At 69.8% G+C, this 15,676-nt stretch carries 11 protein-coding genes; 8 read left to right on the forward strand and 3 right to left on the reverse strand.

Annotation, left to right across the window (positions count from 1 at the left end; genetic code table 11):
* Positions 1 to 12 precede the first annotated feature (12 nt).
* Both ACZ6CZ_RS09015 and ACZ6CZ_RS09020 read right to left on the reverse strand, forming a co-directional pair.
* Positions 13 to 684: a potassium channel family protein gene (locus tag ACZ6CZ_RS09015; protein WP_293992736.1), complete on the reverse strand. Its 672-nt coding sequence runs from the start codon at positions 682 to 684 to the stop codon at positions 13 to 15.
* Positions 684 to 1,355, reverse strand: coding sequence for a potassium channel family protein (locus tag ACZ6CZ_RS09020; RefSeq protein ID WP_225827021.1), 672 nt, complete (start codon positions 1,353 to 1,355; stop codon positions 684 to 686). Before ACZ6CZ_RS09020 ends, ACZ6CZ_RS09015 begins: the two co-directional genes overlap by 1 nt.
* A 419-nt stretch (positions 1,356 to 1,774) precedes the next feature.
* On the opposite strand from ACZ6CZ_RS09020, the gene ACZ6CZ_RS09025 reads away from it, so the two are divergent.
* Entirely contained in the window at positions 1,775 to 3,826 is a 2,052-nt protein-coding gene (locus ACZ6CZ_RS09025) for an APC family permease (RefSeq protein WP_469016907.1), read from the forward strand.
* A 119-nt stretch (positions 3,827 to 3,945) separates the two neighbouring features.
* The gene (locus tag ACZ6CZ_RS09030; protein ID WP_469016910.1) at positions 3,946 to 5,286 is read left to right on the forward strand and encodes a class I SAM-dependent RNA methyltransferase; all 1,341 of its coding nucleotides are present in this window, start codon (positions 3,946 to 3,948) and stop codon (positions 5,284 to 5,286) included.
* Positions 5,287 to 5,620: 334 nt separating this feature from the next.
* Here the strand turns inward: ACZ6CZ_RS09030 and ACZ6CZ_RS09035 are convergent, their stop codons facing one another.
* A complete protein-coding gene (locus ACZ6CZ_RS09035) occupies positions 5,621 to 6,118 on the reverse strand; it encodes a tetratricopeptide repeat protein (RefSeq protein ID WP_469016913.1) in 498 nt (165 codons plus the stop codon).
* Between the two features lie 56 nt (positions 6,119 to 6,174).
* On the opposite strand from ACZ6CZ_RS09035, the gene ACZ6CZ_RS09040 reads away from it, so the two are divergent.
* The 6 genes from ACZ6CZ_RS09040 to ACZ6CZ_RS09065 all read left to right on the forward strand — a co-directional run bounded on the left by ACZ6CZ_RS09040 (position 6,175) and on the right by ACZ6CZ_RS09065 (position 15,642).
* A complete protein-coding gene (locus tag ACZ6CZ_RS09040; RefSeq protein WP_469016916.1) occupies positions 6,175 to 7,572 on the forward strand; it encodes a lectin in 1,398 nt (465 codons plus the stop codon).
* A gap of 46 nt (positions 7,573 to 7,618) precedes the next feature.
* On the forward strand, positions 7,619 to 9,844 hold the full coding sequence (locus ACZ6CZ_RS09045; RefSeq protein WP_469016919.1) for an RICIN domain-containing protein: 2,226 nt from the start codon (positions 7,619 to 7,621) through the stop codon (positions 9,842 to 9,844).
* Positions 9,845 to 9,870: 26 nt separating this feature from the next.
* Complete coding sequence (locus ACZ6CZ_RS09050) at positions 9,871 to 11,163, forward strand: ThuA domain-containing protein (RefSeq protein WP_469016922.1); 1,293 nt, start codon at positions 9,871 to 9,873, stop codon at positions 11,161 to 11,163.
* 292 nt (positions 11,164 to 11,455) lie between these two features.
* Entirely contained in the window at positions 11,456 to 13,111 is a 1,656-nt protein-coding gene (locus ACZ6CZ_RS09055) for a DUF7910 domain-containing protein (RefSeq protein ID WP_469016925.1), read from the forward strand.
* Between the two features lie 732 nt (positions 13,112 to 13,843).
* Positions 13,844 to 14,620, forward strand: a complete 777-nt coding sequence (locus ACZ6CZ_RS09060) for a HEAT repeat domain-containing protein (RefSeq protein WP_469016928.1) — start codon at positions 13,844 to 13,846, stop codon at positions 14,618 to 14,620.
* Complete coding sequence (locus ACZ6CZ_RS09065; RefSeq protein ID WP_469016931.1) at positions 14,614 to 15,642, forward strand: MerR family transcriptional regulator; 1,029 nt, start codon at positions 14,614 to 14,616, stop codon at positions 15,640 to 15,642. The genes ACZ6CZ_RS09060 and ACZ6CZ_RS09065 overlap by 7 nt, the downstream gene beginning before the upstream one ends.
* The last annotated feature ends 34 nt before the right edge of the window (positions 15,643 to 15,676 follow it).

Below are 15,676 nucleotides of genomic sequence, written 5' to 3' on the forward strand. Positions count from 1 at the left end.
TACCCCGGCGGGTCAGTCCTCTTCCCGCCGGACCGACAGCAGGTCCTCCAGCTGCTCCTCGCGGGCCTGCGCGGCCACGAACAGCAGCTCGTCGCCGGCCTCCAGGGAGTCCTCCTTGGACGGCGTCAGCACACGGGTGCCGCGGATGATGGTGACCAGCGAGGTGTCCTCCGGCCACTCCACGTCGCCGACCTGGGTGCCGGCCAGGGCCGACTCCTCGGGCAGCGTCAGCTCCACGAGGTTGGCGTCGCCGTGGCTGAAGCGCAGCAGCCGGACCAGGTCGCCGACGCTCACCGCCTCCTCGACCAGGGCGGACATCAGGCGGGGCGTGGACACGGCGACGTCCACTCCCCACGCCTCGTTGAACAGCCACTCGTTCTTCGGGTTGTTCACCCGGGCGACGACGCGCGGGACGCCGTACTCCGTCTTGGCGAGCAGCGAGACGACCAGGTTGACCTTGTCGTCGCCGGTCGCGGCGATCACGACGTTGCAGCGCTGCAACGCCGCCTCGTCCAGGGAGGTGATCTCGCAGGCGTCGGCCAGTAGCCACTCCGCCTGGGGGACCCGCTCCACCGAGATGGCGGTCGGGGCCTTGTCGATCAGCAGGACCTCGTGGCCGTTCTCCAGCAGCTCGCCCGCGATGGAGCGGCCGACGGCGCCGGCACCGGCAATGGCGACCCTCATCAGTGACCGCCCTCCTCTTCAGGGCCCCCGGCGAACGCCGCCTCGACCTTCTCGACGTCGTCCGTCCGCATCATCACGTGCACCAGGTCGCCCTCCTGCAGCACCGTCTGCGAGGTGGGCAGGATCGCCTCCCCGAGCCGGGTCAGGAACGCCACGCGGACGCCCGTCTCCTCCTGGAGCTTGCTGATCTTGTGGCCGACCCACTTCGGCGAGGCGTGCACCTCGGCGAGCTGGACGCCCCCGGTGGGGTCGCGCCACAGCGGCTCGGCGCCCGAGGGCAGCAGACGGCGCAGCATCTGGTCGGCGGTCCAGCGGACCGTCGCCACGGTGGGGATGCCGAGGCGCTGGTACACCTCGGCGCGGCGGGGGTCGTAGATGCGGGCGGCCACGTTCTCCACGCCGAACATCTCGCGGGCCACGCGCGCGGAGATGATGTTGGAGTTGTCACCGCTGGAGACGGCGGCGAAGGCGCCGGCCTCCTCGATGCCCGCCTCGCGCAGCGTGTCCTGGTCGAAGCCGACACCGGTGACCCGGCGGCCGCCGAATCCCGGGCCCAGCCGGCGGAAGGCCGTGGGGTCCTGGTCGATCACGGCGACCGTGTGCCCCTGTTGCTCCAGGGTCTGGGCGAGAGCGGAACCCACTCTCCCGCAGCCCATGATGACGATGTGCACGACCGTCCTTCCGGTGTTCAAACGATGCCGCTCGGCTCCGACGGGTTCCGAGCATCCTCAGGGTCTCAGACCGGTGCTTAAGCTACACACGCGCCGTCCCTGGTGGGCACCCCTGTGCACGTCCGCGGCCCCGGCGGGGCTCAGCGGCGAGTGATCCTGCGCACGCTGCACAGGGTGAGGATTCCGAGGCCGACGAGGGCGGCCGTTGCGCCGATCAGCTCTGCGGTCGCGGGCATGGAACCTCCGGGGTGCGGCGACAGACGGGGTTTGTCATCTAGGCACGCCGCGCGGGCCGGCCGCGGAATCCGCAGTTCCGACCCCCTGCGAGTTCACCCGGGAGGCAGAACCTTGGACGGCGCGCGGCGGATAGGGGATGGCGGGTGGGCGACTGCCAGTTCGAAGGCCTACGATCCTCTGTCGTGTCCAAACTGACCGACGTGCCCAAACGGATCCTCATCGGGCGGGCCCTGCGCAGTGACCGGCTGGGCGAGACGCTCCTGCCGAAGCGCATCGCACTCCCCGTCTTCGCCTCCGACCCGCTGTCCTCCGTCGCGTACGCGCCCGGAGAGGTCCTGCTGGTCCTGTCCATCGCGGGCGTGTCGGCGTACCACTTCAGCCCGTGGATCGCCCTCGCGGTCGTCGTGCTGATGTTCACGGTCGTCGCCTCCTACCGGCAGAACGTCCACGCCTACCCCAGCGGCGGCGGCGACTACGAGGTCGCCACCACCAACCTGGGACCCGCGGCCGGCCTGACCGTCGCCAGCGCGCTGCTCGTCGACTACGTCCTGACCGTCGCCGTGTCCATCTCGTCCGGCATCGAGAACCTGGGCTCGGCCGTCCCCTTCGTCGTCGAGCACAAGGTCTTCTGCGCGGCCGCCGTGATCGTGCTGCTGACGCTGATGAACCTGCGCGGCGTGAAGGAGTCGGGCACGCTCTTCGCGATCCCGACCTACGTCTTCGTCGCCGGCGTCTTCATCATGATCGCCTGGGGCGCGTTCCGCGGCCTGGTCCTCGGCGACACCATGCGGGCACCCACCGCCGACTACCACATCAAGGCCGAGCACCAGGGCCTCGCGGGCTTCGCGCTGGTCTTCCTGCTGCTGCGGGCCTTCTCCTCCGGCTGTGCGGCCCTCACCGGTGTGGAGGCCATCTCCAACGGCGTCCCCGCCTTCCGCAAGCCCAAGTCGAAGAACGCGGCGACCACACTGGCCATGATGGGTCTGCTGGCCGTGACCATGTTCTGCGGCATCATCGCCCTGGCCGGCGTGACCAAGGTCCGGATGGCCGAGAACCCGGCCACCGATCTGCTCCACAACGGTGTGGCGCTGGGCTCCGACTACGTCCAGAACCCGGTGATCTCCCAGGTCGCCGAGGCGGTCTTCGGCAAGGGCAGCCTGCTGTTCATCGTGCTCGCCGCCGCCACCGCCCTGGTGCTGTTCCTGGCCGCGAACACGGCCTACAACGGCTTCCCGCTGCTCGGCTCGATCCTCGCCCAGGACCGCTACCTGCCCCGCCAGCTGCACACCCGGGGCGACCGCCTCGCCTTCTCCAACGGCATCGTGCTGCTGTCGGGCACGGCGATGCTGCTGGTCTTCATCTACGGCGCGGACTCCACCCGCCTGATCCAGCTGTACATCGTCGGTGTCTTCGTGTCCTTCACGCTCAGCCAGACCGGCATGGTCCGGCACTGGAACCGCCACCTGGCGGCCGAGAAGGACCCGGCCAAGCGCAGCCGCATGATCCGCTCGCGCGCCATCAACACCTTCGGCGCCTTCTTCACCGGCCTGGTGCTGGTCGTCGTCCTCGTCACCAAGTTCACGCACGGCGCCTGGGTGGCCCTGCTGGGCATGTGCATCTTCTACGCGACGATGACCGCGATCCGTAAGCACTACGACCGCGTCGCCGACGAGATCGCCGCCCCCGAGGGCCCCAGCGACGACAGCGTGCGGCCCTCCCGGGTCCACTCGGTGGTGCTGATCTCCAAGATCCACCGCCCCACCCTGCGGGCCCTGGCCTACGCCAAGCTGATGCGCTCGGACACCCTGGAGGCGCTCACCGTCAACGTCGACCCGGCGGAGACCAGGACGCTGCGCGAGGAGTGGGAGCGGCGCGGGATCGACGTACCGCTGAAGGTGCTCGACTCGCCCTACCGGGAGATCACCCGGCCGATCATCGAGTACGTCAAGAGCCTGCGCAAGGAGTCCCCGCGCGACGCCGTCTCGGTGATCATCCCGGAGTACGTGGTCGGCCACTGGTACGAGCACCTGCTGCACAACCAGAGCGCCCTGCGCCTCAAGGGCCGCCTGCTGTTCACCCCGGGCGTCATGGTCACCTCCGTCCCCTACCAGCTGGCCTCCTCCGTGGCGGCGCGCAACCGGGCGCGCAGGCGGCAGGACTGGAGCGCGCCGGGTGCGGTGCGCCGGGGTCCGGCCCAGGAGCGGGCGAAGGAGACGCCGGCGCCCAAGGGCTGAGGACCGCCCGCGCGGGCGCGTGGTGAACGGCCGGACGACACCCACGTAGACTGGTGGGCTGTTGTCCGGCCGTCTCATCCCCGGCCGTCTCACCCTTCTCGATCTGGAGTCACCCCGCCATGCAGGCAGAACCGAAGAACGCGCAGGCGGGGTCGCTCGTCGGAGCGGAGTACGAGGTCGAGATCGGCCCCGTGGCCCACGGCGGCCACTGCATCGCCCGGACCGCCGAGGGCCAGGTGCTGTTCGTCCGGCACGCGCTGCCGGGGGAGCGGGTCGTGGCCCGGGTGACGGAGGGCGAGGAGGGCGCCCGCTTCCTGCGCGCGGACGCGGTGCGGGTGCTGGAGGCCTCCAAGGACCGCGTCGAGGCGCCGTGCCCCTTCGCCGGACCCGGACGCTGCGGCGGCTGCGACTGGCAGCACGCCAAGCCGGGCGCCCAGCGCCGGCTGAAGGGCGAGGTCATCGCCGAGCAGCTCGAGCGGCTCGCCGGCCTCACCCCCGAGGAGGCCGGCTGGGACGGCACGGTCATGCCGGCCGAGGGCGACAAGGTGCCCGCCGGCCAGGTGCCCCAGTGGCGGACGCGGGTGCAGTACGCCGTCGACGCCGAGGGCCACGCGGGCCTGCGCCGCCACCGCTCCCACGACGTCGAGCGCATCGACCACTGCATGATCGCCGCCGAGGGCGTCAGCGAGCTGGGCATCGAGCAGCGCGACTGGACGGGCATGGAGTCGGTGGAGGCCATCGCGGCCACCGGTTCGCAGGACCGCCAGGTCATCCTCACCCCGCGGCCGGGCGCGCGGCTGCCCCTGGTCGAGCTGGACCGGCCGGTGTCGGTGATGCGGGTCGAGGAGAAGGACGGCGGCGTCCACCGCGTCCACGGCCGCCCCTTCGTCCGCGAGCGCGCGGACGGCCGCACGCACCGGGTCGGCAGCGGCGGCTTCTGGCAGGTCCACCCGAAGGCGGCCGACACCCTGGTCACCACCGTCATGCAGGGCCTGCTGCCCCGCAAGGGCGACATGGCCCTCGACCTCTACTGCGGCGTCGGCCTCTTCGCCGGCGCCCTCGCCGACCGCCTCGGCGAGAAGGGCGCGGTGCTCGGCATCGAGTCGGGCAAGCGCGCGGTGGAGGACGCCCGCCACAACCTGGCCGAATTCCCCCGGGTCCGCATCGAGCAGGGCAAGGTCGAGTCGGTCCTGCCGCGCACCGGCATCACCGAGGTCGACCTCATCGTCCTCGACCCCCCGCGGGCCGGCGCCGGCAAGAAGACGGTGCAGCACCTGTCGTCCCTGGGCGCCCGCCGCATCGCCTACGTCGCCTGCGACCCGGCCGCGCTGGCCCGCGACCTGGCGTACTTCCGCGACGGCGGCTACCGGGTGCGGACGCTGCGGGCGTTCGATCTGTTTCCGATGACGCACCACGTGGAGTGTGTCGCCATCCTCGAACCGGCCGCGAAGGGCTCCTGACCTGCGATTTTGTGCGTGCGCATGAGATGCGGTGCGGGCGTTACGGGCGATGTCCTGACGCTGAAGTGACGCTCATTTGACGCTCGTTCTGATGGGTCATCAGGTGCCGTATGTCGCTGGTCGGACGGTCTGCTGGCTGCGCGGGCGTGGCAGGTCACCCACGCGCCGGGGCCACCGCGTCCCGGGCCCGGTTCTGGCGCGGGACGCCCGGCCTCGATGCCTTTTTGCCGTGAGCGACGTCCGGACAGCAACAAGCGCGGGCAGTACCTCTTGTAAGACCCCACTCGCCTTCCACGTAGCGGCGCCCGAGGCACCGTTGCACCGGCGGAACGGCTCAGGTAGCCCCTGGCAGTCCGCCGCCGTCGACGGACTCTCGCATCGTGGCCACGAGAGCCGTTGCCTGTTCGGTCAGCGCCTCGTCGTCAGTCATGCCGAGCGCGGTGACCGCCGCCGGACCGAGAGAGACGGCTTCCTCCAGGTCCGTCGTCCACAGAGCTGACGAGAGCAAGAAGAGCGCAGCGAGGCCGAGATTGTTCCGGGTGCCCGCCTCGCCGTGCCAGTCACCGACGACGCGGCAGATCTCAATGTCCCGCTGGTACACGCCCACCGCTTCCTCGTAGCGGCCCAACTCTTCCAGAGAGCGTCCGAGGCATCCGGGTGCCGAGCGCCGGATTCCCGGCTGCCCGTCGTCGCACCGGAGGTTGACGGCGGGTTCAACTCCTCGTGAAGCCAACCCAATTCGGCTCTCCCTTGTCTTCATCTCTTGACGTGTCTGGTGCAGACCTTTAAGTTCACCGATCACCGAGCCTCCACGGATACGCTCATCGTTCATGCATATGAACACCCCCCACGCCACCAGCCACTTCTGAAGGGCTGTGATCCCCCTTGATGGTCAGACGTTCCCTCGCGCGCTCCACCGCGCTGCGCGCCACCCTCTCGACTGCAGCACTGACTCTCTCCGCCGGTGCGATCACCGTGTCGCCCGCGGTGGCGGCCACCGGCAGCGTCACCGGTCTCGGGGGCAAGTGCCTCGACGTGGCCGGCGCGAGTTCCACGAACGGCACGGCCGTACAGCTCTACGACTGCAACGGCACCGCCGCCCAGCAGTGGACTGTCGGCTCCGACGGGAGCATCCGGGCCCTGGGCAAGTGCCTTGACGTCACCGGGAACTCGACCGCCAACGGCGCCAGGCTCCAGCTGTGGGACTGCGGCGGTGGCGCGAACCAGAAGTGGACGGTCAGCGCGGCCCGCGACATCGTCAATCCGCAGGCCGGCAAGTGTCTCGACGTCGCGGGCAACACGTCTGCCAACGGCACCGCCATACAGATCTGGAGCTGCACCGGCGCGGCCAACCAGAAGTGGACCGCACCCGCCGCCGACGGGGGCACGACCCCGCCGCCCTCCACCTCCGCGCCGATGGCCGTCGCCCCGTACATCTACAACGGCTGGGGCAGCCCGCCCAGCCCCACCACTGTCATGAACGCCACTGGCGTCAAGTGGTTCACCCTGGCCTTCGTCCTCAGCAACGGCTACTGCAACCCCCAGTGGGACGGCGGCCGCCCGTTGACCGGCGGCGTCGACCAGCAGACCGTCAACACCGTGCGGGCGAACGGCGGCGACGTCATCCCGTCCTTCGGCGGGTACAGCGGCAACAAGCTGGAGAGTTCCTGCTCCAGCGCCGGCGAGCTGGCGGCCGCGTACCAGAAGGTCGTCAACGCCTACGGGCTCAAGGCCATCGACATCGACCTGGAGGCCGACGCCTACAGCAATTCCACGGTCCAGCAGCGCACCGTGGACGCCCTCAAGACCGTCAAGGCAAAGAACCCGGGCATCAAGGTGTACGTCACCATCGGCACCGGCCAGAGCGGTCCCGACACGAGCCTGATCAACAGGGCCGCCGCGTCCGGACTGACCGTGGACAGCTGGACCATCATGCCGTTCGACTTCGACGGCGCCGGCCAGAACATGGGAACGCTCACGCAGCGGGCCGCGGAGGGTCTGAAGACGGTGCTCAAGAACGCCTACAAGTACACCGACAACCAGGCGTACCGGGACATGGGCATCTCGTCCATGAACGGCATCACGGACGTCAACGAGACCGTCACCACAGCCGACTTCCAGACCATCCTGGCCTACGCACAGCAGCATCACCTGGCGCGGCTGACGTTCTGGTCGGTCAACCGTGACCGTCCCTGCTCCGGCGCCTACCCGAACAACGACACCTGCTCGGGCGTGGCCCAGAACGCCTGGCAGTTCACCAGCATCTTCGCCAAGTACTCCGGCTGACGGACGCGCTCCACCCTTACACCCCCCATCACCGCAGGAGAACGTCGTGCTCAGACGGAAGAGACTGTCCGGCCGCCACCGGATACCGAAGGGCCTGACCGTGGTCGCGCTCGTGGCGAGCATCGTGTCCGGCATCGCGTACACCTCGCAGGACTCGGCTTACGCGCAGACCGCGGCGGCCGCCTCCCTGCCGACCGGCTATACCACCGTGGTCAACAAGGGCAGCGGCAAGTGCGTCGACGCCCGCTCGGCCGCGAGTGGTGACGGCACCGCCGTCCAGCAGTACTCGTGCAACGGCAGCACCGCCCAGAACTGGCAGCTGGTGGCCACCAGCGGCGGCTACTACCGGGTGAACAGCAACCTCGACGCCACCAAGGCATGGGATGTCACCGGCGTTTCCACCGCCGACTCCGCGACCGTCCAGCTGTGGACGTACTCCAGCGGCAACAATCAGCAGTGGCAGCCCGTCGCCGAGGCCGACGGCGCCTACCACTTCGTCAACCGCAACAGCGGGAAGTGCCTGGACGTCCCCAGCGCCTCCACCGCGGACAGCGTGCAGCTGGCGCAGTACACCTGCAACGGCACCGCCGCGCAGTCCTTCATCCTGGGTGGCGGAGGCACGACGAACCCGCCGGGCACTCCGGACTTCGGTCCCAACGTGACGGTGTTCGACCCGTCGATGTCGGCGTCCAGCATCCAGTCCAAGCTGAACTCGGTCTTCTCCCAGCAGGAGACCAACCAGTTCGGCTCGGCGCGCCAGGCTCTGCTGTTCAAGCCCGGCACCTACAGCGCCAACGCCAACGTCGGCTTCTACACCCAGGTCGCCGGTCTCGGGTTCTCACCGGACGACGTGACCATCAACGGTTCCGTGCACGCGGAGGCCGACTGGTTCCAGGGCAACGCCACCCAGAACTTCTGGCGCGACGCCGAGAACCTGTCGGTCAACCCCACCAACGGCAGCGACCGCTGGGCCGTCTCGCAGGCCGCCCCGTACCGGCGCATGCACGTGCGCGGCAACCTCGCGCTCGACGACGGCGGCTGGTCCAGCGGCGGCTTCATGTCCGACACCAAGGTCGACGGGCAGATCCAGTCCGGCTCCCAGCAGCAGTTCCTCACCCGAAACTCGCAGATGGGCAGCTGGTCCGGCTCCAACTGGAACATGGTCTTCGTCGGCGACCAGGGCGCGCCCGCCCAGTCCTTCCCGACGTACACCAACGTCGCCGGCTCACCGACCATCCGCGAGAAGCCGTTCCTGTACGTCAACAGCGCGGGTGCCTACCAGGTGTTCGCGCCCGGACTGCAGAACAATGCCGTGGGCACCACGTGGAGCGGGAAGACCCCGGCGGGCAAGTCCCTGCCGATCGACCAGTTCTACATCGTCAAGCCCGGTGCCACCGCGGCCGACATGAACACCGCTCTCGCGGCTGGCAAGAACCTGCTGGTCACCCCAGGCGTCTACCACCTCAACCAGACGATCAGCATCACTCGCCCCGACACGGTCGTGCTGGGCATGGGCCTGGCCACCTTCGTGCCGGACGGCGGGATAACAGCCGTCTCCACCGCCGACGTGGACGGCATCGAGATCGCGGGCCTGCTGATCGACGCGGGCACCACCAACTCCCAGACGCTGATGCAGATCGGTCCGGCCGGTTCGTCCGCCTCGCACGCGGCCGACCCGATCCAGCTGTCCGACGTCTTCGTCCGGATCGGCGGCGCCACCGTCGGCAAGGCGACCAATTCGCTGGTGATCAACAGCTCCGACACGATCATCGACCACAGCTGGATCTGGAGAGCCGACCACGGCAACGGCGGCACGGTCGGCTGGAGCACCAACACCGCGGACACCGGCCTGGTGGTCAACGGCAACAACGTGACCGCCTACGGCCTGTTCGTCGAGCACTACCAGAAGACCCAGGTCATCTGGAACGGCAACGGCGGCAGAACGTACTTCTTCCAGAACGAGATGCCCTACGACCCGCCGAACCAGTCCTCCTGGATGAACGGCAGCGGAAAGGGCTATCCCGCCTACAAGGTCGCCTCCTCCGTCACCTCCCACGAGGCGTGGGGGCTGGGCAGCTACTGCTACTTCAGCGCCAACTCGAGCGTGGTCGCCGATCGCGCCTTCGAGGTGCCAAGTGTGTCAGGGGTCAAGTTCCACGACATGGTGACCGTCTCGCTGGGCGGTGTCGGCACCATCAGTCATGTCATCAACAACACCGGAGGACCGTCCAACTCCAGCACCAACGTCGCGTACCTCACCAACTACCCGTAACTCGCACAGAAAGGATCGATGAGCCGATGCACACCATCAGATCCGGTCCGGCGCGCGCCGCCCTGCGGGCCCTCGTCCTGCTGGCCACGCTGCTTGGTCTGGCCTCACCGCCGGCCGCCCAGGCGAGCTCCTCGGTGACGCCGTTCAAGGTGCTGGCTCTCTACAGCGGCACCTACGACGCCGCGCACATCGACTTCGTCAAGGAGGCGAACGACTGGTTCCCCAAGCAGGCCGCGGCGAACGGCTTCACCTACACGGCCAGCAACAACTGGGACCTGCTCAGCAACGGCGGCGTCAACTCCTACCAAGTCGTGCTGTTCCTCGATGACTTGCCTCAGACGTCGGCCCAACGGAAGGGCTTCGAGACGTACATGCGCAATGGCGGTGCCTGGTTCGGCTTCCATGTCGCCGCCTTCACGACCGATGCGGCGGGCTGGCCCTGGTACCACAACACGTTCCTCGGCTCCGGTAACTTCGCGACGAACACCTGGGGTCCGACGACGTCGGTCCTGAGGGTGGAGGACCGTACGCACCCGTCCACCAAGAACCTGCCGGCCACGTTCACCTCGTCGGTCAGCGAGTGGTACAGCTGGTCCAACGACCTTCGGCAGAACCTCGACATCAAGATCCTCGCCTCGATCGACCCCAGCAGCTTCCCCCTCGGCACGGATCCCGACCAGTCCTGGTACGACGGCTATTACCCGATCCTGTGGACCAACACGCGGTACAAGATGCTGTACGCGAACTTCGGTCACAACGCGATGAACTACTCGACCAACACGCGTACGTCGTCGACGTTCGCCAGCGCGACACAGAACCGCTTCCTGTTGGACGGCCTGAAGTGGCTGGGCGGGGCCGACACCACCACGCCGCCGGCGGACTCGGTCTCCGAGACCGCCTGGTACTCGCTGACGAACGTGGGCAACGGCACCTGTGTGGACGCCCGTTCAGCCGCCACGGCGAACGGAACCGCCATCCAGCAGTACGCCTGCAACGGCACCCAGGCACAGCAGTTCCAGTTCCGCTCGACCGACAGCGGGTACCGGCAGGCAGCCATCCGCCCCAATCCACAGCAGGTCATCGACGTGACCGGCGTCTCGACGGCCGACAACGCGCCCCTTCAGCTGTGGAGTTACTCCGGCGGACAGAACCAGCAATGGCTGCCGGTGAAGGAGAGCACCGGGCGCTATCACTTCACGGCCCGGCACAGCGGCAAGTGCCTGACCGCGGCGAGCGCCTCGACGAACAGCGTTCAGCTCACGCAGCGCACCTGTGACGGCTCCTCCGCACAGAGCTTCACACTCACCGCACAGCCCTGACCGGCCCAGCACCAGGGTGCCCCCGCCGTACACGGCGAGTTCCAGGGGTCGCAACACAGGTGATCAACTGGCTGTGGCCAGGAGCTTGGCGAGGCGCTCGGCCGGGGTTTCCCAGCCGAGCGCTTTGCGTGGGCGGCTGTAGACCTCGGCGGCAACGACGTCCAAAGCCGGGCGTCCCGAGCCCGGCTCGTTCCAGCGGATGCATTGAATGAGCAACTTCAGGAAATTACTTGATTACCGGAATGAAAAATCGGTTGGTCGCTGCGTTCAGCTGTTGAACATTGGAGTCAACGTGGGTGTGACGCGTCGGACATTTCTGAGCACGGCGGTCGGCGGTTCGGCGGCCGTGGGGCTTTCCGTGCTCGGCCTGGCCCCCACCGCATCGGCGGCCAGCGCGCCGGGAGACGTGGTCGGGAAGATCACGGTCGGCTACCAGGGCTGGTTCGCGTGCATCGGGGACGGCGCGCCGATCACTGCCTGGTGGCACTGGAGCCCCAACTCCGGCCAAGCGCCGTCCCCGTCGAACAACGGCATCAAGTGCTGGCCGGACGTGCGCGAGTACACCAGGACCTACCAGACCGGTTTCGCCGCGCTGGGCAACGGCCGGCCGGCGACACTGTTCTCGTCGTACGACCAGCAGACGGTGAACACGCACTTCCTGTGGATGCAGCAGAACAACATCGACACCGCTGCCCTGCAACGGTTCAACCCCAACAGCGCCGAGGGCCCCACCCGCGACGCGATGGCCACCAAGGTGCGCAGCGCCGCGGAGTCATACGGCCGAAAGTTCTACATCATGTACGACGTCACCGGCTGGACGAACATGCAGTCCGAGATCAAAACGGACTGGTCCAACAAGATGGAGGCCCACACTGCCTCCTCGGCGTACGCCAAGCAGAACGGCAAGCCGGTCGTCTGCGTATGGGGCTTCGGCTTCAACGACAGCAATCACCCGGCCACCGCCGCGCAGGCCCTGGACGTGATCAACTGGTTCAAGTCCCAGGGATGTTACGTGATCGGCGGCGTGCCGACCTGGTGGCGGACCGGCACCGGCGACTCCAGAACCGGGTTCCTGGACACCTATCACGCCTTCGACATGATCTCCCCGTGGATGGTCGGCCGGATCGGCACTGTCGCCGACGCCGACAACTTCTACAACGTGGCGACCGTGCCGGACGTCGCCGACTGCGCCGCGCACGGCATCGACTACCAGCCGTGCGTCCTGCCCGGTGACGTCTCGGCGCGGCAGCGAGCGCACGGTGACTTCATGTGGCGGCAGTTCTACAACATGGTGCGGGCCGGGGTGCAGGGCATCTATATATCGATGTTCGACGAGTACAACGAGGGCAACCAGATCGCCAAGACAGCCGAATCCCAGGCCTGGACACCGGCCAACAGCGGGATGCCGGCCTTGGATGAGGACGGCACCGCCTGTTCCTCCGACTACTACCTGAGGCTCACCGGTGACGGCGGGAGGATGCTCAAGGGCCAGATCGCCCTCACCGCCTCCCGCCCCACCCAGCCGGTGCTCTCGGGCACCACGCCCGGCGTCGGCTCGGTGATCTCGCTGAAGGCGCTGGCCAACAGCCAGTACGTCTGCGCCGAGAACACCGGGACGTCCCCGCTCGTCGCCAACCGGACGAGCGTCGGTACCTGGGAGCAGTTCACCCTCGTCGACGCGGGCAGCGGCAACGTCGCGCTGCTCTCCCACGCCAACAACCAGTACGTCTGCGCGGACAACACCGGGACGTCCCCGCTCATCGCCAACCGGACGGCCGTCGGAACCTGGGAGAGCTTCCAGCTGATCAGGAACTCGAATGGCACGGTCAGCTTCAAGGCGCTGGCCAACAACCAGTACGTCAGCGCGGACAACACCGGGACGTCCCCGCTCATCGCCAACCGGACGGCCATCGGAACCCGCGAGCAGTTCACCATGGCCTCCGCGTAGCCCGCCGACCACCTGACCCAGCCCTGCAGCACTGTGCGGCGGGCCGTCGTGCTCGGGCCGCCTGGAAGGCACCCGGCCCGGAGGCTGGGCCCGGGCTCAGCCCTCGGAGGGTGGGGAGGCCGACTGCCTGAGCGCCGGATCGGCGGGAAAGCCGGGGCCGGAAGACCGGGTTGCCACGGGGGCGTGCCGCCAGTGGCAACCCGGGCCGGCGACGGGCACCGGCGCTCTGCCGCGGCGGTTACTGTCATAGGTCGTGGACGCCGCCACGTCGACGGTGACCTCCACGCCCGTTGCCGTCGCAAAGGTGAAGCCCGACGCGGACGTGGTGTCGACGATGCCGGTCGCACCCCCGGGGGCAAGGTCGGACCGGGATCCGCCGCCGGCGGGCAGGCTGGGCGATGGAGCCGCTGAGGACGTGTCTGCGGCTGAAAGGGACGGCGCGGTTGTTGGGCAGGTAGCCGCGCTCGACGTGGCTGTCGATGCCCGCCCACCGGGCCGTCCGCCCGCTCCACCGCGCTGAGCTGCGAAAAGGAGCGCCAGGTCGGCGGGAGTACGCAACGATCGAGCCGCCCGGTCCGGCCGCCCCCTTGATCGAATTTTGGCCACAGCTGTACCTGGTCCTGGCCCTGTCCCCGACCGTGGAGCGCCGACCGCGGCCACGAGGCGTCAGGTGCCCCGCCCGTCACCGGCTTGACCTTGGCACGGTGACAAGGTGTCCCCTGGACGCCGGAGGTGGTCACGATCGACCCGACACACACGACCCCGTACACCGCCCGCCTGGCCGACGCGCTCGGCGCCGGGGAGCCGTCGGTGCGGCTGCAGGCGGCGCTGGCGGCCGGCTCGGCCCCCGGTACCGGCCTGCTGGAGACGCTCGTCGAACGGTGCGCGGTGGAGCCGGACTTCTTCGTGCGGGACATGCTGTCCTGGGCGCTGACCCGTCTGCCGCCGGCGGCCACCCTGCCCCGCGTCCGGCGGGAACTCGTCTCCCCGCGCGCCCGGGCCCGCAGCCAGGCGCTGCACACGCTGTCCAAGATCGGGGACGCGAGCGCGTACGCCTGGATCACGCGCTCCCTGCTGCGCGACCCCGACGACGAGGTCGCGCGGACCGCGTGGCGGGCCGCGGTCGTGCTCGTGCCCGACGACGAGGACGAGAGGGAGCGCCTCGCCGGTGAACTGCTCACGCAGCTCGGCCGCGGGGACCGCGACGTGCGGCTGAGTCTGAGCCGGGCCCTCGTCGACCTCTCGGACGCGGCCGGGCCCGCCCTGCGGAAGGCGGCGGCCGGTCCCGACCCGGCGGTGGCCACGCACGCCCGCGCCACCGAGCTGCTCCGGCGGGACCCGGAGACCGGCTTCGAAGCGGCGGTCGCCGAGGCCAGGCGGGTCGTCGCCCTCGGACCGGAGCGGGCCGCCGCCGCCACAGAGGCCGCCACAGAGGCCGCCCCAGAGGCCGCCACGGAGGCCGCCACCGAGGCCGCCACGGAGACCGCTGAGGGCACCGCGTCATGCTGATCGGCGACGTGGCACGGCACTCGGGGGTGAGCACCCGGATGCTCCGGCACTACGACGCCCTCGGGCTGGTGCGGCCGACGGGGCGCACCGTCGGCGGCTACCGCGAGTACTCCGCCGAGGACGTGCGCCGGATCTTCCACGTGCAGAGCCTGCGGTCCCTCGGGCTGTCGCTCAAACAGGTCGCGCGAGCCCTGGAGGACCCGGGGTTCACGCCGTCCGCCCTGGTCGACGACCTGATCCGGTGGACGGAGGACCGCCTGGCGCGGGAACGGGAGCTGCTGGAGCGGCTGCGCGCCGTCGACGCGTCGGCGCCGGCCGGCTGGCAGGACGTCCTGCGCATCGTCGCGCTTCTGCAAGGGCTCGGCTCGGCCAGTGCCGCGCGCAGGCAGCAGGCCGTGCTGACCCAGCCGGCGGACGCGCCGGTGCCCGCCGAGCTGCTGGCCGAGGCGGTCCTGGCCGAGCCCGACCCGCATGTCGCGGGCGCCCTGCGCTGGGCGCTGGCCCGCTCGGGCGGCGACGGCGTGGCCGCCCTGGCCGCCGGCGTGCACGCGCGGGACGCCGAGGTCCGGCGGCGCGCGGTGCTGGCGATCACCGCGATGGCCGGGGCACCGGGCGCGGCCGAGGCGCTCGCGGACGCGCTCGGGGACCCGGACGCCACGGTGCGCGGCCATGCCGCCGTGGCGCTGGGCCGGCTCGGCGTGGCCGGGGCGGTGCCGGCGCTCGTCGGGATGGTGGCCGAGGGCTCCCGCGACGTCGAGGCCGCTGAGGTCCTGGGCGCGCTGTCCCGGGACCCCGGCCGCGCCGGCCCGATCACGAGCGCGCTGGTGGACGCACTCGCCGCGCCCGCCGCGGACCGCGCGACGCGCCTGCGGCTGACCCAGGCGCTGATCGAGCTGCCGGGGACCGCCGCGCGCGGTGTGCTGCGGCGGCTGGCCCACGACGACGACCCCGCGCTCGCCCGCGTCGCCTCGGCCTGCGTCACGCTGCTCGACCGGCGGGCGGCCGAGGACCGGGACGGCTGAAGGCCGGCGACGTCGGGGCCGGAGGGAAGCGGAC

The organism is Streptomyces sp. NPDC041135 (assembly GCF_055592085.1).